Source organism: Pseudarthrobacter sp. AL07, from assembly GCF_029960665.1.
In the GTDB taxonomy this organism is placed as follows: Bacteria; Actinomycetota; Actinomycetes; order Actinomycetales; family Micrococcaceae; genus Arthrobacter.
This window is the reverse complement of the sequence record NZ_JASBRB010000079.1, coordinates 1-1,109: the sequence shown is the minus strand read 5'-3', so window position 1 is coordinate 1,109 and position 1,109 is coordinate 1. Positions and strand designations below refer to the sequence as shown.

Here is a 1,109-nt window from a genome sequence, read left to right as displayed (position 1 = left end):
TGGTTGAAGCGCAGCGGAAACCAGGGCGAGCCCTGCGAGCCTGCCATTGCCCTGGTTCCCACGGATCCCGCCCAAGGCCGGCCCCACCCAGGTCTTGCCGCCGGCGCCCGGATCCCACGGCGGGAACGGCGGTCCGCCGCCGGCAACCACCCACCCGGGCCGGCCACCGCGGCGGACCGCCCGCCCAATTCCAGGTTCCATTGGTCGGGAAAGCAAGGTACTCACTTACTCATTTGAGTGTTTGAGTAAGTGAGTACCCCGTCTGTCAGTTCATCGTGGCGCGGTGTTCCGCGGCGAAGAGGACGGCCACGATCTCGTTGTGCCAGTCCAGCGCGGCGTATTGCCGGGTTATCTCCAGCACTGCGGGGTTCACGCGGGCGTCGCTGGTCACGACGGCGGCCATACCCCTGATGTGCGCGGCGAGGTCCTGGGCGGCTTCGGGGCTGTAGGTCACCGGGGACTTCGCAAGGAGGTCGGCCAGGGTTTCGAGGAACACGACCGTCTGGGCGGTGGTTTCAGCGGTTCGGTTTGTCTCGGTCATCGTTCTTGGTCCTTAGCTGTGGATCGGTGGGGGTGGGGCCTTGCCGGGCGGAGGCTGTCCGCCCGGCAAGGCCGTTCGGCTGAGGGTTAGGCAGCTTCCTGGTACATGGAGGGAATCCGGTAGCGGCTGGGCAGTTCGGCGGCGGCTTCGGGCAGGTCTGCCGGTCCTTGGGCCTGTCCGTTCTTCCAGTGGAAGAACGCCTGTTCGCTGATCGCTTCCCAGAACCGGGCCTTGGTCCGGTAGAACGTGCATGTCACGTCGCCCTCGCAGTACGTGGCCATGCCGAACAGGTTGCCGATGCCGTCGGCGGTGCGGATCCCGGCGACCATGACATAGGGCCACTGGCCCAGGTCCCAGCCGTCGCTTCCCCAGCTGGGAATCACGGCCCAGCCGTGTTCACCGATGAGTTCCATCCAGTCGTAGCCGCCGTTCATGTGGTAATCGCCCAGCACGGTAACCCCGTCGATCGTTTCGCCGGTGTCCACCGTGGTCACCGTCTTGATGGTGATTGCATTCATGGTGTTGCTCCTTCTTGCCGAGAAGTTGGGTGAGTGGGGCGACCAATGGT

3 protein-coding genes are annotated in these 1,109 nt (G+C 65.3%); all 3 read right to left on the bottom strand.

Annotation, left to right across the window (positions count from 1 at the left end):
- On the bottom strand, positions 1–216 hold a 216-nt coding region (locus QK290_RS18470), incomplete at its 3' end, for a hypothetical protein (protein ID WP_282332126.1).
- Between the two features lie 49 nt (positions 217–265).
- Complete coding sequence (locus QK290_RS18465) at positions 266–541, bottom strand: hypothetical protein (protein WP_282332124.1); 276 nt, start codon at positions 539–541, stop codon at positions 266–268.
- 86 nt (positions 542–627) lie between these two features.
- A complete protein-coding gene (locus QK290_RS18460) occupies positions 628–1,059 on the bottom strand; it encodes a hypothetical protein (protein WP_282332123.1) in 432 nt (143 codons plus the stop codon).
- Positions 1,060–1,109: the final 50 nt, after the last annotated feature.

Excerpts from the sequence above, each read along its gene's own strand:
- QK290_RS18465 (WP_282332124.1), bottom strand. The coding sequence starts at position 541 with ATGACCGAGACAAACCGAACCGCTGAAACCACCGCCCAGACGGTCGTG.
- QK290_RS18460 (WP_282332123.1), bottom strand. The coding sequence starts at position 1,059 with ATGAATGCAATCACCATCAAGACGGTGACCACGGTGGACACCGGCGAA.